Below are 23870 nucleotides of genomic sequence, written 5' to 3'. Positions count from 1 at the left end.
AAACTTTAATTGGTAAACATAAACTCTGTTCTACTTCCAGTCTGTCCTGCAATAACCTCAAGTCTGACATCAATTCGTTCTTTCAGTTCCGGAACGTGAGATATAATACCGACCAGCCGGCCGCTGCTTTGAATATCCATTAATGCTTCAATCGCTTGGTCAAGTGATTCAGGGTCAAGTGTACCAAAACCTTCGTCGATAAACATCGTTTCCAACGAGACGCCCCCTGCATAATTTTGAACCACATCGGCTAGACCCAATGCCAAGGATAAAGATGCTTTAAAACTTTCACCGCCCGATAGTGTTTTAACATGGCGTTCCTGACCTGTATATTGGTCAAACACAAGCAGTTCAAGGCCGCTTTGAGCGTTCCCTTTTGATCTGTCTGTTTTTCTCAGTAATTGAAACCGGCCTGAGGTCATTTTTCTTAACCGGACATTGGCTTCCCGTAAAATATCATCTAAGAAAGCCGCAAGCACATACCGTTCAAAGGTGACCCGGAAGTTATTTTGACCCTTGGCAATATCAGATAGATGACCGATTAGTTTATATCGTTCTTCCATAACCTTCATTCGTTCATTTAAGCTTTCCACACGGTGATACATCTCTTCATTATCGCGCTTTTTGACGAACAAATCGGTCCGCTGCTGATTCAGCTCTTCCATTTCGCTCGTAAGTTTTACAAGCTCTGCCTTTAATCCTTCAACATCAGGGGTTTTTATATCTGCTAACAGCTCCGTTAATTCCTTCAAACGATCTGTTACAGAGCGGAGCTCTTCTCGAAAGCTGCGAACCTCCGCTTCTAGATTGCGGATTTCTCCATCTGTCCGTTTAGATGATGCATACAACCCGTATTTTTCAAAGCCTTGCTCGGACAGTCTCGTTAAAAAGATTTCTCGTTCTGTGGTTAGCTCCTGCTGTTTACTAGTGTGGTGCAATTGTGCATCTTTTAATCTAACTGTCTCATTCGAAAGTTTTTCTTTGTTTGCTTGTACATGTTGCTGCGCTTCTTCTAATTGTTTCATTAACCTCTCATGACGGCTTCTGGCAGCGGCAAGTGTTTTTTCATATTCTGCCTCAGACCGAAGATTTTCGGGTATAACGTTCATCATTCTCGTGAGATTCGTTTTCTTTTCCGTAAATTGAACCGTTAATTCATTCACATTAACACCCAGCTGATGAAGAGTAGTTTGTAAGACACCTTTTTCAGACTCTTTTTTCTCTAAATCAACTTTTACATTTTCAAGCAGTTGAAGCTGTTCAGCAAGCTTTCTTTGAAGTTGAACTAACTGATTTTTAGCCGTCAGGGTCTCCATTTTCACATGAGGTAAATCCGTTTCTGAAAAATCGGCACGAGCCGTCTGAATCTCCTGCAACATATCATGAACGGCTTCCTTCTGCGATCTCTCCACCGATTGACTTTGATAAAAATCCGCTTCAACTTTGGATTTTTCTTTTTCCCATATGGCAAGTTGTTCTTTTGCTGCCTTCAGGTCCTCTTCAGTCGGAATATTATTACCAGGTTGGATGGCTGGTGATGGATGATGCTCTGAACCACAGACAGGACAGGCTTCACCTGTTTGAAGCTGAGAAGCTAAAATGGCTGCCTGCCCATGCATCCACTTTTTCTCTAAATCTTCTACAAGGCCTTTGGCATCGGTAAATCTAGCAAGTGTATTTTCATAACGGCCCGTAATGACTTTGAGATTTTGTTCTGCCTTATGACGGCGCTCAAGTAAGCCTTCATATTTTTCAAACCGTTCCAACTCAAGTTTTAGTTTTACTAGCTTACTTTCATTTTCCAAATAGTCTAGCTTTCCCTTTTCTATTTCTTCTTTTTGTTGTTTAAGGGCTATGAGCTGCTCTTCCAATTGTTGGAGATTCTTTTCATAATTAAGTTGTTTTTCTTTTGCCGATATTAGTTCCGTCTCCTTAAGCTTTGTGTCCTTCAACAATGCCGAGTATGAATAGACATCCTCTTTCATATTGACTAATCGGTTCACTGCTTCAAGGGTTTCCTTTCGTTCTGCTTCACGGTCAAGTTCTTGCTGTAATTGGTGTTCATACTGTTTGGAAAGTTCGTCCAATTTTTCAATTTCCATAACAATAGACGTCACATTTTCCTTAAGCTGATCCATTTCACGCTTTAATCGGTGGCAAAGCTCCTCTTGTTTTGCTAATAATGCAGCTTTTTGCGCCCGATGGACTTGCAATTCCTTTTCTACAAACATTTCTTCTTGAGCAATCAGGCGCGCTTTTTGGCCCCTCAGATCCTCTTTTGTTTGCAATTGTTTCAAAATCGCTTCTGCTTCAAAAATCTGACCCTTAAGCATATCTTGTGCTTGGATCTTTTCAGTTAATTGGCTGTTTAGTTGATCAAGTCTTTCACCCATACCTGCTATTTCTGCTTGTAAAAGCGGCATGATAATGGTGTCATTCACACTTTCCGCTTCAAGGTAGGTTCGAAGCTCTTCATTTGTCATAGCTTGAATTCGTCGCATCGCTTCATTTCTTGCTTGAACCTGGTCTTCCACTGATCTTTTCAGTTCAGTTGCTTCTTCCTTCAATCTTTCTTCGACCATTTTATATATCTGGGTATGAAACAGTCGCTGCAGGATTACTTCCTTATCCTTACTGTCTGATGTCAACAACTTCCGGAATTCCCCTTGGGGAATCATGATAATCTGCCGAAACTGGTTGGCATCGATTAACATAATTTCTTTAATTTTTTCCTCAACATCATTGATCTTTGACGCTAGCAGCTTTTTTTCGCCATTAGCATCCCACATATATAATTCGGCTTTTGCTCCAAGCTGGGTAAAGCCCTCACCTTTTTCCTTTTTCTTAAGTTGTTGAGGTGACCGAGTGATTGAATAGACTTTGTTACGCAGGGAAAAATCAAGGGAAACCTCGGTTAACAACTCATCTGTAGCAAATTGGCTGCGGAGTTCGGGACCATTGCGGTCTTCTCCACTTGCTTTTCCATAGATTGCATAACTAATCGCATCAAAAATGGTTGTCTTACCGGAGCCTGTTTTTCCTGAAATCACAAACATCGTTCTGTTCCCTAGCTGATTAAAGTCAACCACTTCACTTCCAGCATAAGGACCAAACGCCTGCATCGTCAGTTTTAACGGTTTCATTTCACATCTTCCCCCCGTAACACTTTTTCAATAATATCAGCCATGATCGCTTTTTTATCACTAGTAAACTCAGAGGTTGTCATATCTGCGTAAAATTGCTCAAATAACTCAAGCTCCGACTTTTTCTCACTACGGTGGGAATTGAATGACTGTTTTTTCTTCAAATCGGTTAAATCAATCTTGCGTTCAAGATGGAGAACATTTGGATAGACTTGACGTAATTTATTAATCGGATCGAGTAAGGCCCCTTCATCCAGCAGGGTTATTTTCAAATAATCTTCAAGCCGTTCTTTTTCATAAAAGCGCGGGTCCAATAATTCCTCTAAATGTCCTTCTAATTCCCGCATGTCATGCCTAGGACTGAGCGAACGATAACGATGGGTGAAATTTCCTTTTTCGTCCATTTCTATAATTGAAATCGATTTTTTTTGTTTTGCTTCGGAAAATGAATATTTTAAAAGGGATCCAGAATATTTCACTTTTTCATGGTTAATCGCGTCGGGGCTGTGTAAGTGTCCGAGTGCCGTATAGGCAAACGGTTCAAATAATTCTGCCCCCACACACCCAGAGCCTCCCACTGATAATATTCGTTCCGAATCCGAGGTTTGTCCCCCCAGTACAAACGCATGTCCAACTAACACGTTCGGCTCATTTGGATTTAGCGTATCCTCCATTTTACCTATGAGAGCTTTCATTGCTTCTTGATGGGAGTGGATTGAATCATCTCCCAGAAGTTGGCGGACGACTCCGGGCTCTGCATAAGGAACAAGGTAGAAATTTACCCCATTAATATGGACCGGTTTGAAGTTGTTTGTTAGTTTCCCGGTTAAATAAAATTGACTATGCTTATACCATGAGCTTCCAAATGAGAGACGCTCCGCGCTGTCATGATTACCGGCTATTGCTACAATTGGCGTTTTTAACTCAACATTGATTTTGAATAGAATTTCATCAAGTAACTCTACTGCATCAGTGGGTGGAACGGAACGATCATATAAATCACCGGCAATGATTATGGCATCTGGCTTCTCTTCCTCCACTATGGCAACAAACTGTTCAAGTGCTTCTCGTTGATTCTCCGTCATATAAACCCCATGAACTAATTTACCTAAATGCCAATCGGCGGTATGGATAAATTTCATTTGGATCACCCCAATTTTTTTTCTGTACTTTTATCGAATACTACCATTATAGCAAAATACCATTAAGAATGAGGCTGGAAATCATTATTGTATTTCCCTTTATAACCAACCAAAACCCAAGACAACAAAAAACAGCCCGGTACAATGTCCGGGCTGTTATCATTAGTTTTTTTACATTACTTTTTAGTTACGTTTGCAGCTTGTGGTCCACGAGCACCTTCAACAACTTCGAAAGATACTTCTTGACCTTCTTCTAATGTTTTGAAACCTTCTGTTTGGATTGCAGAATAGTGAACGAATACATCGTTTCCGTCTTCTGCTTCAATGAATCCGAAACCTTTTTCTGAGTTAAACCATTTTACTTTACCGTTTTTCATGTGAAAAAATCCTCCTATTGGCTTGCTAAGCCATGTGTAAAATTCACCAAATTACAACGCGATAGCTTTACTTCAGGTCCTTATCCAAACATCGGTTAAAACATTGAACAAGCTTGTAACATAAATCTAATCTCGTGCAACGGCTGTCTAAAATTTATCATTTCTATACCTAACTGTCAAGAAATGTCTCATTGACAGACACCTACATAAATCTACATTTCTCCCTTAAAAACTTCCATTATTTAGGTTTTTTCTACTGTTTAAGAATCATAGATTAAAAGAATTTTGTCGTATTTTGCAGAAAAAATTAGGCAAAAAAACAGCATCTTAACATGCTGTCTACTTTTGTCGTTCCACTATTGACGTTTTCTAGAATTTGTAGAAATAAACACATTTCGATCTATCTTTCCAGCTCGACATTTTATCTCTTTGATGATGTCCTTCACTAGTAACTCCAGACCAATAAAAGTTAAAGACGGAAAGTCAGCAAACAACTTTTTAACTTCCCACTTCAATTCATTTCCACCACAAATGCTATGGCGATTAATCTGATCCACTTCTTCTTTGATTTGGACCATTAGCGTTTTTTGTTCCTCCTCTGGGAGGAGAGGCAATTCATCTAAGCGCTTAAGGAATTCTACCGATTTTTCAATTTTGACGGCAACCTCATCATGTACATCTTGTCCTATAATATGATGTTGGTACTTAAATTCATTTAACCTAAGTGCTGAATCATAGGTTGCTCTCACAATTTCCTCTCTTGTCATTTTATTTGTTTCATAGCTAAGCATATTTTTCCACGATGGCTGTTTCATTGCATTTCGAAAGTCTTCTAGCTTATGGCAAAATTTCTTATAGCCATATTTTTCTGGGTTTTCAAATGCTGGACTCCCTGGATCAAGAAATGGTGACAGCGGTGCTACAAAGTAAGAAAGTCTTGAATTCTCACCACATTTTTTGTGAATCATTTCACAAAAATCGACATTTCGCATTGCACTCTCATATGTTTGATTAGGGATTCCTGTCATGAAAAATAAATCAATTTTTGCACAGTTTTGCTGTAATGCACTTCGAAGCATTTCAACCACCTTTAGATTGGTGCATGGAAGCTTGCCATTATATTGACGAATATCTTCATCAGCGGATTCTAATGTCAGTTCAATACTATATTTGGGTATAGCCTTATTTAAACGTTTAAAAAAATCCTCGTCTGCATAATTAAATAATTCAAAAACGATTTCATTCTTTAGCTTCATCTTTTCTAACCCAGATAAAAAATCGTCAACATATTCTTCTCCACCCTGTCGAATATCATTTAAAAGAAAAATGGGCGCCCGGGTGAATCTTTGAATCAAGGCAATATCCTCTAGCATTTTTTCAGGTGAACGCATAACCAGTTTTTTTCGATTGCAATTAAGCTCATATGCTGCTTTTGAACCCCCGCAAATTAAACAATTATACGTGCACCCTTTGGATGTCAAAATGGCTGTATTTGGATATTGAAGCCAACCTTTGTATGGCAAAGGATCGAGGAGATTAAAGTACTTGAACACAGATCGAATGATGTAACGGTAACCAGGTAAATTAAATTCATCTAAACTATCTGGGACATAAGTTATCTCATTATAATGATAGTTTGTGCCTTTTTTCCAAGTAAGATTTGGAACATCAAAGAAACTTTCCGTTTCCCTTTTTTCTAATTTATTGAGGAGCATGAGGATGAGCTTTTCCGAGGTATCACCTCGTACAACAAAATCGATACATGGATATTCGATAAGTTCCTTATGAAAATAAGTGCTGGAAAGTCCCCCAAACATGACAGGGGTATCGGGGTGATATTTCTTGATGATTTTTGCAAGTTCAACACTTCCATGGGCATGGGGCAGCCAATGCAGGTCGATTCCAAATGCTTTGGTCTTTATTTTTCTAATTTTTTTCTCTACATCAAAGTTTGGATTTAACAACATCCGATTAGCAATATTAATAATCTTCACTTTTAAACCAAATCGTTCAAGATAATCGCCAATGCTTGTTAATCCGATTGGATACATTTCAAAAACTGGAGAAGATGGAACCACATCACTTATTGGTCCTGTAAACAGCATCTCTTTCCGAAAATCATAAACAGTAGGTGGATGCAGCAATACCAAATCATACATATTCGATCACCTTCCACTTTTTTAATCTATCATTCAACTTTCATATTAATCTATTTTTTAGTGAATAACTGGCTGAATTATTACAAAATAACGATATTTTCCACAAAATAACAATCCTAACTTTTTTATTATACATATAAAAAAACCGAAGAATTTAATTCTTCGGCTGTGATATCGCTTCTTCTTCCACTTCTTTAAACTTATCCAAAATAGTAATCGTATCAACGAGATGATTATTAAAAATCTGCCTAGCAACGGCTAATAATTCAATAATCATGGGATCCTTTAATGTATAAATGACCTTATTTCCTTCTTTTGTGCCTGAAACAATATTTTTTGCTCGTAGAATGGTCAGCTGCTGTGAAACAGAGGAGCCCTCACTGCCAACAAGGGTTTGAATTTCGTTAACATTTTTGTCCCCTTCGGCTAACAGTTCCAAAATGCGGATTCTCAATGGATGTGCTAAGGCTTTGAAAAATTCCGCTTTAAATTGCTGCATTTCTAAATTCAAATCATTCACTTCCTTGTTTTTCTAGAAGGTAGCGGTTAGCTTTGCCATTCCTTCCACTGATTCAGTGGCAGATAACTGCTTACACTCCCTAAACGCAAAATGCTTACAACCGAGGCATTTATTTTTGTTAATCTGCAAGAGTCCATATTGAATGGCTTCACCTGTATGCTCAAAAAAATGATCCGTGCCAATTAGGTCATATAAACCTGTTTTTTTCAAAACATTTTCCGGCTGCGCATTTAAACCTGATATCAATACTATACCACTTTTCGAAAAATGATTCACAATACTAGCTAGAATGGCTTCGCCTGTTGTATCCATTAATGGTACCTTGCTCATCCGTAATAATAAAATCTTCGGCCGATAGTTGATTGTACTCATGATGGTATTTTCAAAGGTTTGTGCGGCACCAAAAAACAATGGTCCTTCTACGTTAAAAATACTAATTTGTGGACAATCATGTGTATCCGTGACCATACCTGTTTCCACTTTCCCCTGACTGTGGGCCGGATTAGGCAAAGCCTTTGCCGTCTTCGTTACATCACTCATCCGTTTAACAAACAATATGGCCGACATCACTAAGCCTACTTCAACCGCGGTAGTTAAATTAATAAAAACCGTCAATAAAAACGTGACTGCTAGAACAAGGGAATCTGTCGATTTAGTTTTAAAAATATGAGCAAATACTTTTCTTTCACTCATATTCCAAGCTACGACCATCAGGATGGGTGCCATGCTTGCTAAAGGAATATACGAAGCCTTTGGTGCAAAGAACAGCAACACAAGCAAGACCACCAGCCCATGAATGATACCAGATAAAGGAGAAACGGCACCATTTTTAATATTTGTAGCCGTCCGTGCTAATGCCCCAGTTGCCGGGATCCCGCCAAACAATGGTGTCACCATATTAGCAATACCCTGACCAATCAGCTCTTTGTTGCTGTTATGGCGGCTATTAGTCATCCCATCCGCCACTACTGCGGAAAGAAGCGATTCAATTCCACCAAGCATGGCAATGATGAAAGCTGGCTTTAAAAGGTTGGTAATAATATCAAGGTTAATAGTTGGAATTTGAAGCTGTGGCAGTGTGCTAGGAATTTCTCCATAAGCTGAACCGATAGTCGCCACTTGCCCTGGATAAAACAAGGCAGCTACAAGTGTTGAAACCAGTAGTCCAATAAGTGGACCAGGTACTTTAGGGGCCACCTTGGGAGTAATGATCACAGTAACCAGACAGATTCCTGCCGTTAAAAGGCTGAACAAATTCGTTGAACCCAGATGGACAAAAATTTCCTTTAGGTTCAAAATAAATTCTTCATGCTTGTTAATTCCTTCTAGACCTAGGAAACTTGGGATTTGCCCTGTAAAGATTGTAACAGCAATCCCAGCAGTAAAACCAATGGTCACCGGTTTTGGAATCCATTTTATTAATGAACCAAGTTTAAATATCCCCATCAGTGTCAAAATAATTCCAGCCATAAATCCCGCAATTAGGAGGTTTTCATAGCCGTATGTCATGACAATACCAAATAGAATCGGAATAAATGCTCCAGTTGGCCCCCCTATTTGATACTTTGATCCACCGAGTAAGGAAATAAGAATCCCCGCAACAATAGTGGTATAGATTCCATACTCCGGCTTCACCCCTGAAGCAATGGCAAACGCCATTCCAAGCGGAATCGCAATTACCCCGACAATCAGACCTGATAGGAGATCTTTGGGTACACTCCTAAAGGAATAATGATGGAATCTTTTGTCAATAAACATATTCACCCTTCTTATCTTTTTATTTTTGGCCGATAGAAAGTAAAACTTTCCTATCCGGCATAAGTTCAACTACGCCCATTGTCTTCACCTTAAGGAGCTCGCCAATCAGTGTTTTTACTTTATATATCTGATTATTTGAATATAGAGGAATACTGAATAATAATCAAGTGTTTTATTATAAAAAGTTTCACTTGTTTTTTACATCATTATGCTGTTATAATAAACAAGCGATGAGCTGAGTTGTGTAAGCCGAGAAACATTCCTTTATGGAGCGCACTATGTGGAGTGTGGTTTTTCGCCTCAATACGCAAAAGACGCCTGACTAGTCAGGCGTCTTTTTATTTTCCCATTAAAATTAGCACTTACAACCTAAATTTTTTATAATATAGATAGGCAATTATTAAAAAAAATGGAGGGATAACCATGAATAACCATGAAATCGATTATAAGATTTATGGCGATGATATGCAATTTGTAGAGGTGGAGCTTGATCCGCAAGAAACGGTGATTGCAGAAGCCGGAAGCTTTATGATGATGGAAGATGACATACATATGGAGACCATCTTTGGTGATGGTTCTACAAGCGGCGGCGGCAGTGGAATAATGGGCAAATTATTAAGTGCTGGTAAGCGAGTGATTACCGGTGAAAGCTTATTCATGACGACATTTACGAATACCGGTATGGGAAAAAAACGAGTTTCTTTTGCTTCACCCTACCCAGGTAAAATCATTCCCATGGATTTATCACAATATGGAGGAAAGATCGTCTGTCAAAAGGATGCTTTTTTAGCTGCTGCCAAAGGGGTTCAAGTTGGAATTGAGTTCCAACGTAAACTAGGTGTCGGCTTTTTCGGCGGTGAAGGATTTATCATGCAAAAGCTCGAAGGAGACGGAATGTGTTTTGTTCATGCTGGTGGTACCATTACGAAGAAGGACCTGCTCCCTGGCCAAACATTACGAGTGGATACAGGCTGTTTAGTAGCCATGACCAGCAGTGTTCATTATGATATTGAATTTGTCAAAGGCGTCAAAACAGCCTTGTTTGGCGGAGAAGGCTTATTCTACGCAACATTACGCGGTCCTGGATCCGTTTGGATTCAATCATTGCCGTTTAGCCGACTTGCCAGTCGGGTATTCGCGGCTGCCCCTTCACGCGGTGGTGCAAAAGACGAAGGCAGTATCGCTAGAGGAATCTTTGATATGTTTAATGGCGACTAATTTAATTTTAAAGGAAGCAGGATCAGATTTGATTCTGCTTTTTTATTGTCATGAATGCCTGTTTACTTGCGAAGATTTATAGATTTTTTAACATTTTGTAAAATAATTCCAAAATTCGTTGAATTCCATCATGATTTTGTAGAATACTGCTTATAATTTGTTGAATTCACCTAATAATTTGTAGAATTCTTTCTAGAGTTCATTGTCTTTTTTTGTAATAGCTCAAATTTCCCCTGTGATGATAGATTCGCAGGAAGATCTACGTCCTTTTTTCTTTTCCGTTTTATTTTTATCATCTGTAATCCTAGGCTATTGTTTTCCAGTTCTTTTTTTATCATATTCACAACCACGATTACCAAGAAATAACCAATTACTGGAGCAAACACAATCCAAGGAGATAGAACAAACTCTGTAAAATTCTGGCCAATTAACCCAGCCCATTCATTAGACAAGGATGCAGGCTTGGGCCGATCGTGTTCATCCGTATAACCAAACACCCCGGCTCGATTTTGTCCCCCTAGAAAAAGTTGAAAAATACTTAGTTGCATGGTGATCTGTAACGTACTTAAAATCTGTTGCACGGTAAATAAAATACCATAAGACCGCATATAAGGCAGCAATTGTCTTTTTATTATATGTAATTTTCCTGCCCCCATTAAGAAGGAACTTTGCATAAAGGATGTTTTTAATAATTCATCGGTTATATCAGAGGCAAAAAGGGTTACTGTCGGGAATCCAATAAAGACTAAAATTATTATTTGATAGGTGACGATCGACGAAATAGCCACATCATTTGGTGCACCAACAATAGGAACCATCAAAATAATTCCAATTAATACGGAGGGGATATAGCGCATGGTTAAGAAAAAGTCCATAAAAAAACCTTTTAAAAATGGGAGCCATAGTGATAAAAGCATTCCAAACAGCCCGCCAAAAAGAACCCTAAGAATGGCAACAGCAAAAGCGGTAATTAACGTAAATTTCGCACCGTAGAGCATGACTAAATGCAAGTCCTCTCCATTTCGGGTAGTTCCAAGCCAATGTTCTTCTGAAGGAGGGAATGGTGCCCTTCCGATTATTTTCCCTTGATCATCTTTGATCAGCACCTGATGATTAAAATCGATAGGTGCATAATAAGGATAAAAACAACTCATGACTAATAGGATTAACAGCAAAGAGGTACCAATCATTGTCTTTTTATATTTCCTCATAGACTAATGGCCTCCTTTCCTTTAATCCGCCTTGAAATGAACCAGCCTGCTGCTTCAATCACTAAAAGGGGAATACTCAACATCAGTAAACATGCTACCAGTGAAGCGAAATCTCCACCCTCGAAAAGAATCTTAAAAAACTGTCTGGTAAATCCGTTTATGTTAAACATAAACTCGACAAGATAAATGTTTGATAAGAGGACCCAAATGACGGTTCTTAGTTGTAATACTAATAGTGGAAAAATGTTCCGAATTATATGTACTAATAATGTTCTTATAAGGCCCATCCCTTTTGCTTTTGCATAAAGGACATACGGCTGATTTTGTTCCTCAGCAATTACCCTTATGAGAAACTGCAAAAGCAAGAAAAGAGGTAAAAAGGAGACAGTAGCGATTGGAACAAAGTAAGGTTTTACACCAAAGATCCCGTAGAGCTGTAAAAACTTTAAACCTGTTGTTTTATAAAGAGTAATAACAAAAAATTGAAATAAAAAAATAACAAGTAAATCTGGAATCGCTTCAAAAAAATTGACTATATTTTTTAAACGGTTTTTTACATTTTCAGGAGCAATGATAATCAATAGAGCCATCATCATAGCAATTATGAGGATTACTAAAAGGCTCACTAGCAGAACAACCATGGTATATTGATAACTTCCTGCAATATCTAGTTCATGGAAAAATTTTAAGTAGAGAACATCCTTATAGTCTAGTAAGGATTGCCATTTTGCATTTACATTCGCCCAAAACAGGTTAAAATGAATCTCTACCTTATCTTTCCCAATTACCACTAATTGAGGTAGATTAAATATAAACAGGAACCCAGATAGGACCAAAATACTTCTAATAAGTGATCGGAACACACGCTTCATTTTATCATCCCTAGTAATTTATTAAACTTCTACGCTTCCTTTTTTTACCATTTTTAAAATATATTTTCAATATTTCCAAATTAAATAGACGTTATAAAATATGTGTTAGTTACAACATTTTTTGAAAAGAAAAAAGCATGCAAGTTTTCTGCATGCCAAAATCCTCTCTATTCCAAATCTAATTCTTTTAACTTTTCAAATGCCTGCTCTCTTTTCATATTATATGATTGCCACGGAAGGCTTGTTGTAGATGCTTCTCTTTTTCGTTCCAGTAAAATGGTTCGTAATTCAGGAATTTTCGAATCTTTTTCGAATAGCTCTGTCAAACCAAGGACTCCTGTATAGGACAAACGATTGAGATAGTGAACATCAATTTTCCCGCTTGTCTCGTAGCGGTTCAGATTTTCTTTTATCACAATTTTATATAAATCAATAACGTTAATCGCCGTGTAGTAAATAAGTGAGGCGATAAAATAAAAGTGAACTAAGGACAGCCTTTCAACCCAAATTTTCACCAAGGTATACGCAAAAATCACGACAAGGAAGATCATAAATGAATGCACGAGTACCCTTGTAAATGTAAAGCCATAAGCTTCCTCATACATACTTAACCGTAAAAAGGCGGAACTTAGCATCACTGCGCTTGAGAGGACAAGAATGGTGAGCATGATTTGGGTTAATCTGTTCATAAAACCAGCCACACGTTGTACATAGGTTAGCACTACTACGGTTATCGATAAATTAATCAATGTAACAAATAAGAGCTCAAAAAAGCCTTTTCGTGCATACTCTGCATACGTATAATCATCCTGCAGCGTCCCACTAAAAAAATATTTAAATTGGACGACTGTAAATAAAATATATACGGCATTTATTAGGACAAGAACCGTTATGGTAATAATGCCATCCATTTGAAACGGTGCTGTTTTCACTTGTTGTTTGATTACGTTCATTTGTTTCTTGATTAGTACCTGCATGAATGCAAAGAAGGCAAGGGTATAAATAAGAATACTAATCAAACGGGTAAACCTTTCTGCATTGATGATGCTAAACCATTCCGGTATCCCGCCAATCATCCGTTCAAATTGAGCGTCTGCAGACATTAGTAAATTTAATACAATAAATAATACAGGAAGAGCAATGATAATCCCAATACCGATTTTCTTCCAAACTAACAATTTATCTTCCTTAACTCCTTGTTTTAGTCCTTTTCCTAATAAACCGCTAAACGCCGCGAGAAATTTAAAAGACTCTATGATCCGAGAAAATATTAACGTAATAAATGCTGGCTGACTCCAACGATGATTCTTCGGACTGGTCACCAATACTAAATGAAAGACCACTAGTCCAGGTATCGCAACTATATTCAACGTGTAAAAAAGTAGATTATTGTTTAGAAAATAGCAGACTGACAAGAGCCAAATGCAACAAATAATCAGATACCCAAACCGCTGATGCGAAAAAGATAAGCGGCGGTATCTCCAGAAAAAGACAGAGTAAAAAGCCATTATAAAGACGATATAGGAAATTCCTATTTCTCCACGAAAAAAACTTTCTTCTGCTAAAATCCCAAGGAGCAGACATAAGAATAAAAACAACCAATCTGATTTTCCAATTTTCATTTCCATATTTTCATCCCTTTTCATATAGATTTTCTATATATATAGATATTCTAGGTAACAAAGCAAAAAAAACTGCTTATATCGACGCTTTCTTTCCCCAGCGATACCCAACCCAGCTAATTGGATAGAGGATTATTGTAAAAATGATACAAGCAATGATGAACGTTTTTGTTAGTAATGGTGCAAACCATGAATGTGGTATGATTTCAAATACCGTTAGAACCATTAACAATATATTAGGAATGAGTGAAAGTAAGAATGTTTTCCGAAGCAGCACTCTTCCACCGTGACCAAACCCTTTACCGATTTCATAACCAAGTAAGGCCCAAAAGAACATATACAAAAAGGCAATAAGAGAAGGAATGGCGGTTAAATGGCCCCATAGGGACGTTAACCACTCCCACTGATAAAGATTATGTGCTAATGTTAATAAACTTCCTCCACCAAAGAAAAGAATATTGAGAACAATAAACAGCCATTTCATATTACTTGGTGTAACGGATAGCTCTTCCTTCCACAATTCTGCAATCTCTTTTGGACTTCCGAGCCTAGCTTCAATTCGCTCGATGACCTCATCCTCATTCGTATAGTCAAACAATTCAATTAGAATTTCATCGATATGTGACTCATACTCGCGCAGAATATTCTCTTTATCTTGATGGTCACCAAGTCCCTCTGCTAATCTTTCAAGAAACTCATTCTTCGGCCGTTCCATGCTTCGATCTCCCTATCACCTTGTTCATTACTTTAACAAAGTCGTTCCACTCACGGGTTTTTTCGTCTAATAGCTCTTTCCCTGCTATGGTAATCCGGTAATATTTACGTGCAGGGCCTTTTTCCTGCTCTTGCCAGTAATAGTCAATATACTCCTGTTTTTCAAGCTTATGTAGGGCAGGATACAGAGTGCCTTCTTTTACACTCAAGCCATTGTCACTGCGCTGTTCAAGCTCTTTAACCAATTCATAGCCGTACATATCACGTTCGTTTAGTAATTGGAGTAAGATTAAGGACGTACTCCCCTTTACCAATTCACGATTAAACATTTTATCACCTACCTAGTTTTGTTAGGTACATAGAAATTCTACAACAAATAAAATGTGTTGTAAACAAATTTAAAAAAATAGTGACGATTTTGCATCGCCACTGCTTTTCATAAAAAACTATTTCATTTTCAAGTTATTCTTTTGTTTTTCAATGAATTGATCTCGTTCGCCGCCATCGGATAATTCCTCTGAAAATTCAAGTTCAGCTTCCTTACCAACAAACTCACCGGTGCGAATCGTCTTTGGGGGTAAATTATTATTCGGTGCGGCCTGCTCATTCCATTTTCCCATCATAATCACCTCACATTTATTATTCGAATTTCAGATAATAATATCCCCTAATAAAAGAACGTTTGGCATATAATCCAAACGTCAGCAAAAAGATTAAATGATCATTTTTTTATTTTCGTGAAGGTTTAATTCCTGTTCTCCACCACCATCGTTCTCACGGTTCTTTTTAATTTTGAAATGGTAAATAAGGTAACAGGCTGCTACAAACGGAACTCCTAAATAAAGGGCAAGCCGTTGTTCGGAGTCAAACGCTAAACTTCCCAATACGATACAATTTAAGGTTAAGGCGATGATTGGCAGTGCAGGATAAAGTGGTGTTCTGAATTTAAGGTCCTCCACTTTTCCGCCTTCACGGATGAATTTTCTCCGAAAGGCAATTTGCGAAGCGGTAATGGAAATCCAACCGACTTGAGCTCCAAGTCCAGCTATCGATAGCAGCCATACAAATACGGTTTCTTGTGCAAAGAATCCAGACAATAAGGATAATAAAGCAATCCCAATTGTTAAAACAAGGGCATTGATGGGAACACCTTGTTTATTCACTTTTGCAAGTTTTGGACTAGTCATTTTCTCTTTTGACATCGCATATAGCATCCGTGTTGCCGCATATAGACCCGAGTTAGCTACAGAAAGTAAGGCAGTAAGGATGACAAAGTTCATAATATCTGCTGCATAAGGGATACCAATACTATCAAAAACGACGACAAAAGGACTTTCAACGACTCCTGCTTGTTTCATTGGAATTAAACTTGCTAAAACAAATATAGCTAATACGAAGAAAAATAACGTACGCCACACCGTTTGCTTAATTGATTTTGGGATGGTCTTTTCTGGTTCTTCACTTTCCCCAGCTGCAATCCCGATTAATTCAGTACCCTGGAATGAGAAGTTAACGGCAATCATCGTAATGAGTAAGGCAGTAAATCCATGTGGAAGAAGACCATGGGCTGTAAAATTCGAGAAAAATGGTGCGGTTTGTCCACCTTTCATGTCAATCAAACCGAACATCGCAGCTCCACCAAGAATAATAAAAGCTATAATAGCGAAAATTTTAATACTAGAAAACCAAAACTCTGTTTCGCCAAAGGCACGGGCTGAAAGTGCATTGAGTGAAAATAAAACCACTGCAAAAATGGCACACCAGATCCAAACAGGTGAATTAGGGAACCACCGCTGCATAAGCTGCCCAGCCGACAACAATTCCAAGGCAACCGTAACGGACCAACCTAACCAATACAACCAGCCAAGTGCAAATCCCGTTCCGGCACCGATAAATTTAGTAGTATAGGTTTGGAATGAGCCGGAAACAGGCATGGCTACCGACAATTCCCCTAAACAAAGCATGGTTAAAAACATAATCAATCCGCCAACTATGTAGGAAAGAATAGCACCTGTTGGTCCAGCCTGGCTAATCGTATACCCTGCCCCTAAGAAAAGACCTGACCCAATTACCCCACCAAGTGAGATCATAAACAAGTGGCGCGTTTTCATGGTTCTTTTTAATTCATGTGTTGCATTGTTCTCCTGTAAATTCATTAACCTTCCCCCTTATTCCTATTAAAGAATACGCTTACATCTTCTGCTAACTAAAAAATGTATTAAAATAGTAAAACATCAACAAAAAGTTATCGAATTTTCTTGTTAAATTAAAAATTAGGTTTATTGCCCCTCATCAACAACCAAATCTTTTTAATATTTTTACTATTTCCACCTTATTACTTGCAATTTCTATGCCAAAGTAGAAAAGTCAATTTATGACCACTTTTTGAACAATAATGCAAAATTTTTTTGCATTATTTTAAAATAATTTTGCATATGAAACGCAAAAAAAAGATGTCCCATAACAAGGGGTCAGACCCCTTTGTTGAGACATCCTCTTTCTATTAGTCACTACCAGTAATCAGAAGGTCATCGTTTATTATAGCTAATGCTGTATGAGCATTAATCTTTTGGCCATCTCTAACGAATAAATTGGTAATATGTCCGCTTATGCCAACCGAAACCTCTTCCACCTTACCGTTGTTAGTTTTAATTAAAAACAACTTTTCCCATTCGTATACATGGTCGTTTTTCTCTGTTAAAACTTTTTCAACGGTTCCGGAACAAGGACTGTAAATGGTTTCTTCTATCCTTTGCAAAACTCTTCACTCCTATTTTTTGATTTCGTATAGTCATTAAGCGGTAATTATTCTAACACATGGAGAATTGATTTTACAAATCCAGTTTTCACCAAATAATTAGAATCAACTCTCACAGGTGCATCATTTTCCTTTATACCCAACCACGGAAACGAGAGGCTTCTGCTGTTTTTCTGATACCAACCATGTAAGCAGCTAAACGCATATCTACTTGATGTGTTTGAGCAGTATGATAGATATTTTCAAATGAACTGGTCATTACTTTTTCTAGTTTTTCATTAACCTCTTCTTCAGACCAATAGTAACCTTGATTATTTTGTACCCATTCAAAATAAGAAACAGTTACCCCACCGGCACTTGCCAAAATATCAGGAACTAGAAGAACACCGCGTTCTGTTAGAATACTAGTTGCTTCAAGAGTTGTAGGTCCATTCGCTGCTTCGACAATAATGGAAGCCTTAATATTCGCAGCATTATGAGCCGTTATTTGGTTTGAAATGGCCGCTGGAACAAGAATGTCACAATCTAGTTCAAGAAGTTCACTATTAGTAATTGTATTTTTAAATAATTGGGAGAAGGTTCCGAAACTATCCCTTCTATCGAGAAGGAAATTAATATCTAGTCCAGTAGGATCATAAACTCCCCCATAGACATCTGAAACGGCTATAACTTTTGCTCCCGCATCATGCATAAATTTGGCTAAATAGCTGCCAGCATTACCAAACCCTTGAATAACCACACGTGCACCCTTTAACTCTTTACCTTTTTTCTTCACAGCTTCTTGTATACAGATGGTAACACCAGCAGCCGTCGCTGTTTCACGACCTTTTGATCCGCCTAATACAAGTGGTTTTCCCGTGATAAATCCAGGTGAATCAAACTCACGTAAACGGCTATATTCGTCCATCATCCATGCCATAATTTGCGAATTGGTATACACATCTGGAGCGGGAATATCTTTAGATGGTCCAACAATTTGGCTAATCGCCCGAACATATCCGCGGCTTAATCTTTCAAGTTCTCTGAAGGACATCTGTCTTGGGTCACAAATGATTCCACCTTTTCCCCCGCCATAAGGTAGATCCGTAATTCCGCACTTTAAACTCATCCAAATCGACAGTGCTTTTACTTCTTCTTCATCCACGTCTGGGTGAAAGCGGACTCCACCTTTTGTTGGTCCTACAGCATCATTATGCTGTGAACGATAACCGGTAAAAATTTTAACGGATCCATCATCCATCCTTACAGGAATTCTAACTGTCAATAATCGAATCGGGTCTTTTAAAAGCTCATACATTTCGTTTGTATAACCTAACTTATTAAGTGCTTTTTGAATCACTGTTTGCGTGGAATAAAATAAATTTAATGATTCTTCTTCCTTATGTTGTTCCTTCGTCATATCATTTACCAGTGTATTAGCAGGCATCTTTGCCACCTCTTATTAAAGTTTGGGTTTCACATTAGGATAATACGTTTTGAATTTTCTCTACTGCCCAATCGATTTCTTCTCTTGTAATAATTAAAGGTGGTGCAAAGCGAATGACTGTATCATGTGTCTCTTTGCATAATAAGCCTACATCTTTTAATTGTTCACAATATGGTCTAGCTTCTTCAGTTAATTGAACCCCGATAAATAAGCCTCTTCCGCGAATTTCTTTAATAATTGGATTGTTCATTGTTTTTAATTGTTCAAGAAAATATTCCCCTAATTCAAGTGAGCGTTCTTCTAACTTTTCTTCCTCAATCACATTTAATGCCGCAAGTGACACCGCACATGCTAGTGGGTTTCCCCCAAAAGTAGACCCATGTGAACCAGGATTAAACACACCTAAAACGTCGGAATTGGCTACCACACAGGAAATCGGGAATACTCCGCCTCCAAGTGCTTTTCCTAAAATTAACATATCAGGTTCGACTTCTTCCCAATCACAGGCAAACATTTTTCCAGTCCGTGCTAAACCTACTTGAATTTCATCCGCAATAAATAAGACATTTTGTTCTTTACATAATTCAGAAGCTTGTTTTAAAAATCCATCAGGAGGTAAAATAATACCTGCCTCACCCTGGATTGGTTCCATTAAAAATGCAGCAGTATTAGGCGTAATGGCTGCCTTTAATGCTTCGAAGTCACCATATGGAATTAATTTTATCCCAGGCAGCATTGGTCCAAATCCTCGTTTGTATTCTGGATCAGATGATAACGAAACCGCGCCCATTGTCCGTCCATGAAAATTCCCTGTGCATGCTATAATTTCTGCCTGATCTTCCGCAATTCCTTTTACATTATAGCCCCAGCGGCGTGCTGCTTTTAGCGCTGTTTCTACTGCTTCTGCACCTGTATTCATAGGAAGTGCCATATTTTTATTAGTAAGCTTACAAATTTTTTCATACCAAGGACCTAATTGGTCATTATGAAATGCCCTTGATGTAAGGGTTACTTTATCTGCTTGGTCCTTTAATGCTTGAATAATTTTGGGATGACGATGTCCTTGGTTCACCGCTGAATACGCACTTAGCATATCCATATAACGTTTTCCTTCAGGACTTTCCACCCATACACCCTCTGCTTTTGCGATTACAATTGGCAGTGGGTGATAGTTATTGGCACCAAATTTATTTGTTTGTTCAATGATTTCGCTTGTTTTAGTTTTAACTTCTGTCATTTTGTTTTCCTCCCTAATTTTTTTAATAACTAGACTGCTCTCCTATTCTTGCTTGTTAGTCTTATAACATTTCTGAAGTTGTTTTTGCCTGCATATGGAGAAGTAAGTAATCTGGTCCTCCGGCTTTGGAATCTGTTCCTGACATATTGAATCCGCCAAATGGCTGGTAGCCAACAATTGCACCAGTACAAACACGGTTAAAGTAAAGATTTCCGACATGGAATTCCTCTCTTGCTCTTTCAATGTGTGCACGATTATTTGATATTAGGGCTCCTGTGAGTCCATAATCTGTATTGTTAGCAATATTCATCATATGGTCAAAATCATGTGCTTTACAGAATGTTACTACTGGTCCAAAGATTTCTTCTTGCATCAAGCGGGCATTTTCATCGAGATCCGCTATAATGGTCGGTTGAATGAAGTAACCTTTTGCGTCATCTCCTTCTCCGCCAGTCATTAACCTGCCTTCTTCTTTACCAATTTCAATATAATTCATGATTTTTTCGAATGATTTTTCATCAATTACTGGTCCCATATAGGTGTCTTCTAATTCAGGATTACCAACGGTAAGTGTCTTAGTTAAAGCAACAGCCTTTTCTAGGACGACATCGTATACATCTTGGTGTACAACCGCACGAGATCCAGCGGAACATTTTTGACCTGCATAGCCAAATGCTGAATAGACAATTGAGGCTGCAGCTAAATCTAAATCAGCTTCACTATCAACAACCACGGTGTCTTTTCCACCCATTTCTGCAATCACACGCTTTAACCAAATTTGTCCTGGATTTACCTTTGCAGCACGTTCATATATACGGCAGCCGACCTCGCGGGAACCTGTAAAGGATACAAAACGAGTTTTTGGATGGTCAACCAAATAATCACCAATATGTGCTCCGCTTCCTGGAACAAAGTTTAAAACGCCGCTGGGAAGCCCGGCTTCATGCATTAGTTCCACAAATTTTGCAGCTACAATCGGTGTTGAATTTGCTGGTTTTAACAAAACGGTATTTCCAGATACAATCGCGGCAATGGTTGTTCCAGCCATAATGGCCAATGAAAAATTAAATGGTGATATGATAATTCCTACTCCAAGTGGAATATAGTGAAACTGATTGAACTCGCCAAAACGACTTTGGACATGCACACCATCTTTGAGGTTCAACATTTGTCTGCCATAATATTCGATAAAATCGATTGCTTCAGCAGTTTCTACATCTGCTTCCCTCCAGGGCTTTCCTGCTTCCTTTACGAGATAACTAGAAAATTCATGTTTACGGCGGCGCATCATGGCAGCAGCCCGGAATAAGATGTTCGCCCTATGCTCAGGTCTCCAAGTTTTCCATGATTCAAATTCTGTTAATGCAGCCTGCATGGCTTGTTCCGCTAATTCTTGATTAGCCATTGACACGGTGCCAATTATTTCTTCTTTATTAGCAGGATTGATCGATTGAATTTTTTCATCAGTCGTAATCGATTCACCGCCAACAATAACCGGGTAGTGTTTACCCAATTGAGATTGGACTAATGATAAAGCTTCTTGAAATGCCAGTTTATTTTTTTCCTCTGAAAAATTAGTAAATGGTTCATGAGTATATGTCAGCATGCATTCTCCCCCTTTGTTATTCATAAATCTATAATGCAAGTTCTGTGCCAACCATATATTTTGCATGTTAATAGGGTTAACCTCATATATGAAGCAATATTTTTTTGCTTAAAATTCTGTTTTTACAAAAAAAACGCAAAATTATTTTGCATTGTTGAGTTTTTTTTGATTAAATATGTGCATAAAGGAAAAATACAAAGGGTAGGGATCATCATGGATCATTCCAAAAATTATTTGCTCTATTTAACACGTGTGTATAAACGAATTTTGGACGAAGTGGATGTTGGTGTCCATGCGGTTGACGAAACCGGAAAAACGATTATTTATAATAAAAAAATGATGCAAATGGAATCGATGGATTTTCAAGATGTAATGGATAAAAACCTTTTAGACGTGTTTATGTTTAAAGATGACCAATCTAGTACTCTTGTAAAAGCACTGCAAGAAGGCAAAGAAACGAGTAACGTAAAGCAAACCTATTTTAATAATAAGGGACGGGAAATTACTACTATTAACAATACCATTCCTATTTATATGGATGAAAATCTTCAAGGGGCAGTGGAAATTGCTAATGATGTTACAAAGCTAGAAAAGCTATTAAAGGGAAATATGAATAAGGGGACTACAAAATATACGTTCGATAACATTATTGGGACAAGCCAAGCCATGAAGGAAGTAATTGAATCGGCGAAACGCGCTACTCGAACCTCCTCCTATGTATTAATAGTTGGCGATACAGGTACAGGGAAAGAACTTTTTGCCCAAAGCATTCACAATGCAAGCGGAAGGTTATCTGCTCCTTTTATTTCGCAAAACTGTGCCGCCCTACCTGATAATTTAATTGAAAGTCTGCTTTTTGGGACGAAGCGTGGTGCATTTACAGGAGCTGTCGATACCCCAGGTTTATTTGAACAAGCAAACGGCGGTACATTGTTGCTTGATGAGATCAACTCATTAAATTTAAATCTTCAGGCTAAATTGCTCCGCGTCCTTCAGGAAAAAACGATACGGCGAATAGGTGATACGAAGGATACCCCTGTTGATGTTAGGGTTATAGCCAATATGAATGAAGACCCTATTGACGCAATTGCCCATAACCGCATGCGAAAGGACTTATATTATCGGCTGGGAGTCGTAACAATCTTTGTCCCGCCACTAAAAGACCGCAAAGAAGATATTCCATTATTAGTGGAGCATTTTATCGAAAAATACAATGAGCGATTTAGCATGCGGGTAAAGGGCTTGTCAGAGGATGTTAAATCCTCTTTCTTTGAGTATGATTGGCATGGAAATGTCCGCGAGTTAGAGCATATTATTGAAGCAGCCATGAACATTATGATGGACGAAGAATGTATTATGTACTCCCATTTGCCCTACCAATATCGAAGCAAAATGCAGATGAAGGAGAGAATGATGCCTCTTTCCACTGTGGACACCTTCATTAAAGATGACGCGAATGTTACGGTGCCACTTAAAGATCAAATGGAGTTATTTGAAAAAACATATATTGAGCATGTGTTAAAGAAAAACGATTTTAATATTTCAAGGGCAGCGAAGTCACTCGGGTTAAGCCGCCAAAGTTTACAATACCGAATGAAGAAGCTAAGTTTGGAGATAAAAAGAGTCGATTAGCATACTTCTTTTTTACAATTTTAAATAGAGACTCACTAAAAAGATTATATTTCCATATAATATATGAGGAATTACCGCCATTAAATGGAACTATTTAGTAACCATTAACCACTTTATAAAAAAAACATACAAGCATAAATATTCCATTTTTCCCCCATACTAAGAAAAAACGATGAGGTGAAGAAAATGGGACTACTCAACTCATTTAACCAATGGAAAGAGACTAGGTATCAAAACCATATCTCCAATATGAAAGAGCAGGGTAAATGTCCTGATTGTCAGGGTCGAGGCTATACCGTCTATCCCTATAATGAATATGCTTACTTCAATTCTTTTGAATGTCCAGGCTGTCAAGGCAGCGGTCAATATACAGATTGGGACGAAATGAAGTAATGTTTTTACAATTAACTCCGACCTCCTTCTTTAGTAAAAATCCCTTCAGGAAATGTCCTGAAGGGATTTTTTGCTGTCAATT

The 23870-nt window shown here is 38.1% G+C and carries 20 protein-coding genes; 3 read left to right on the top strand and 17 right to left on the bottom strand.

The window, feature by feature from the left end:
* Window positions 1–5 precede the first annotated feature (5 nt).
* From AC3ANL_RS10165 to AC3ANL_RS10140, 6 genes are all read right to left on the bottom strand, one after another.
* A complete protein-coding gene (locus AC3ANL_RS10165) occupies window positions 6–3143 on the bottom strand; it encodes an AAA family ATPase (protein ID WP_488329091.1) in 3138 nt (1045 codons plus the stop codon).
* Window positions 3140–4285: an exonuclease SbcCD subunit D gene (locus AC3ANL_RS10160; protein WP_488329090.1), complete on the bottom strand. Its 1146-nt coding sequence runs from the start codon at window positions 4283–4285 to the stop codon at window positions 3140–3142. The genes AC3ANL_RS10165 and AC3ANL_RS10160 overlap by 4 nt, the downstream gene beginning before the upstream one ends.
* 176 nt (window positions 4286–4461) lie before the next feature.
* Entirely contained in the window at window positions 4462–4662 is a 201-nt protein-coding gene (locus tag AC3ANL_RS10155; RefSeq protein ID WP_007083969.1) for a cold-shock protein, read from the bottom strand.
* Window positions 4663–5018: 356 nt separating this feature from the next.
* Window positions 5019–6821: a TIGR04190 family B12-binding domain/radical SAM domain protein gene (locus AC3ANL_RS10150; protein ID WP_488329089.1), complete on the bottom strand. Its 1803-nt coding sequence runs from the start codon at window positions 6819–6821 to the stop codon at window positions 5019–5021.
* A 154-nt stretch (window positions 6822–6975) separates the two neighbouring features.
* A complete protein-coding gene (locus tag AC3ANL_RS10145) occupies window positions 6976–7332 on the bottom strand; it encodes an ArsR/SmtB family transcription factor (RefSeq protein WP_488329088.1) in 357 nt (118 codons plus the stop codon).
* A gap of 21 nt (window positions 7333–7353) precedes the next feature.
* Window positions 7354–9099 carry a SulP family inorganic anion transporter gene (locus AC3ANL_RS10140; RefSeq protein WP_488329087.1) on the bottom strand — a complete coding sequence of 582 codons (1746 nt, stop codon included), beginning with the start codon at window positions 9097–9099 and terminating at the stop codon, window positions 7354–7356.
* A 423-nt stretch (window positions 9100–9522) separates the two neighbouring features.
* Between AC3ANL_RS10140 and AC3ANL_RS10135 the strand changes: the two genes are divergently transcribed.
* Window positions 9523–10317 (top strand): TIGR00266 family protein, encoded by a 795-nt coding sequence (locus AC3ANL_RS10135; protein ID WP_488329086.1) that lies wholly within the window; start codon window positions 9523–9525, stop codon window positions 10315–10317.
* A 170-nt stretch (window positions 10318–10487) separates the two neighbouring features.
* Here the strand turns inward: AC3ANL_RS10135 and AC3ANL_RS10130 are convergent, their stop codons facing one another.
* The 11 genes from AC3ANL_RS10130 to pruA all read right to left on the bottom strand — a co-directional run bounded on the left by AC3ANL_RS10130 (window position 10488) and on the right by pruA (window position 21763).
* Window positions 10488–11528: an ABC transporter permease gene (locus tag AC3ANL_RS10130; RefSeq protein WP_488329085.1), complete on the bottom strand. Its 1041-nt coding sequence runs from the start codon at window positions 11526–11528 to the stop codon at window positions 10488–10490.
* On the bottom strand, window positions 11525–12400 hold the full coding sequence (locus AC3ANL_RS10125) for an ABC transporter permease subunit (protein ID WP_488329084.1): 876 nt from the start codon (window positions 12398–12400) through the stop codon (window positions 11525–11527). Before AC3ANL_RS10125 ends, AC3ANL_RS10130 begins: the two co-directional genes overlap by 4 nt.
* A gap of 167 nt (window positions 12401–12567) precedes the next feature.
* Complete coding sequence (locus AC3ANL_RS10120) at window positions 12568–14028, bottom strand: DUF4153 domain-containing protein (RefSeq protein WP_488329083.1); 1461 nt, start codon at window positions 14026–14028, stop codon at window positions 12568–12570.
* A gap of 70 nt (window positions 14029–14098) precedes the next feature.
* Window positions 14099–14737, bottom strand: coding sequence for an HAAS signaling domain-containing protein (locus tag AC3ANL_RS10115; RefSeq protein WP_488329082.1), 639 nt, complete (start codon window positions 14735–14737; stop codon window positions 14099–14101).
* Complete coding sequence (locus tag AC3ANL_RS10110; protein ID WP_488329081.1) at window positions 14718–15065, bottom strand: PadR family transcriptional regulator; 348 nt, start codon at window positions 15063–15065, stop codon at window positions 14718–14720. The genes AC3ANL_RS10115 and AC3ANL_RS10110 overlap by 20 nt, the downstream gene beginning before the upstream one ends.
* Window positions 15066–15182: 117 nt before the next feature.
* Window positions 15183–15359, bottom strand: coding sequence for a hypothetical protein (locus AC3ANL_RS10105; RefSeq protein ID WP_488329080.1), 177 nt, complete (start codon window positions 15357–15359; stop codon window positions 15183–15185).
* 90 nt (window positions 15360–15449) lie between these two features.
* The gene (locus AC3ANL_RS10100) at window positions 15450–16892 is read right to left on the bottom strand and encodes an amino acid permease (RefSeq protein WP_488329079.1); all 1443 of its coding nucleotides are present in this window, start codon (window positions 16890–16892) and stop codon (window positions 15450–15452) included.
* 347 nt (window positions 16893–17239) lie between these two features.
* Window positions 17240–17494, bottom strand: coding sequence for a biotin/lipoyl attachment domain-containing protein (locus tag AC3ANL_RS10095; protein ID WP_488329078.1), 255 nt, complete (start codon window positions 17492–17494; stop codon window positions 17240–17242).
* 133 nt (window positions 17495–17627) lie between these two features.
* Window positions 17628–18893, bottom strand: coding sequence for a Glu/Leu/Phe/Val family dehydrogenase (locus AC3ANL_RS10090; RefSeq protein ID WP_488329697.1), 1266 nt, complete (start codon window positions 18891–18893; stop codon window positions 17628–17630).
* 61 nt (window positions 18894–18954) lie between these two features.
* On the bottom strand, window positions 18955–20157 hold the full coding sequence (locus AC3ANL_RS10085; RefSeq protein WP_488329077.1) for an ornithine--oxo-acid transaminase: 1203 nt from the start codon (window positions 20155–20157) through the stop codon (window positions 18955–18957).
* Window positions 20158–20218: 61 nt separating this feature from the next.
* Complete coding sequence (gene pruA / locus AC3ANL_RS10080) at window positions 20219–21763, bottom strand: L-glutamate gamma-semialdehyde dehydrogenase (RefSeq protein WP_488329076.1); 1545 nt, start codon at window positions 21761–21763, stop codon at window positions 20219–20221.
* 213 nt (window positions 21764–21976) lie between these two features.
* Between pruA and AC3ANL_RS10075 the strand changes: the two genes are divergently transcribed.
* Window positions 21977–23395 (top strand): sigma-54 interaction domain-containing protein, encoded by a 1419-nt coding sequence (locus AC3ANL_RS10075; RefSeq protein WP_488329075.1) that lies wholly within the window; start codon window positions 21977–21979, stop codon window positions 23393–23395.
* Window positions 23396–23581: 186 nt separating this feature from the next.
* Entirely contained in the window at window positions 23582–23788 is a 207-nt protein-coding gene (locus AC3ANL_RS10070) for a methionine aminopeptidase (protein WP_488329074.1), read from the top strand.
* Window positions 23789–23870: the final 82 nt, after the last annotated feature.

The sequence above is a fragment of the Neobacillus sp. DHD-1R genome (assembly GCF_057747995.1).
Note: the sequence above shows the minus strand (reverse complement) of the source record. Positions and strands in the feature narration are given on the sequence as shown.